Source organism: Chlorogloeopsis fritschii PCC 6912, assembly GCF_000317285.1.
In the GTDB taxonomy this organism is placed as follows: Bacteria; Cyanobacteriota; Cyanobacteriia; order Cyanobacteriales; family Nostocaceae; genus Chlorogloeopsis; species Chlorogloeopsis fritschii.
The window spans coordinates 1-264 of sequence record NZ_AJLN01000127.1 but is presented as its reverse complement, the minus strand read 5'-3'; the positions used below and the strand labels follow the sequence as shown (position 1 = coordinate 264).

At 35.2% G+C, this 264-nt stretch carries 1 protein-coding gene; it reads left to right on the top strand.

From position 1 onward, the window contains the following. Window positions 1-264: transposase (locus UYC_RS0129235; RefSeq protein ID WP_026087798.1), on the top strand; the 264-nt coding region annotated here is incomplete at both ends.

Here is a 264-nt window from a genome sequence, read left to right as displayed (position 1 = left end):
GGTTCTAATCGACGTCAAAAAGCCATTCAAAAATTGGCTAAACAGCACAAAAAAGTTGCTGATACCCGCAAAGATTTTCACTTTAAAACAGCCAAATCATTGCTTGATAAGTATGATGTTGTTGCTGTTGAAAAGCTGAATATCAAAGGACTAACTAAAACAAGATTGGCTAAAAGTATTAATGATACTGGTTGGAGTCAGTTTTTGACCATACTTTCTAACAAAGCCGAAAATGCTGGTTTGAAGGTAATAGCTGTCAATCCA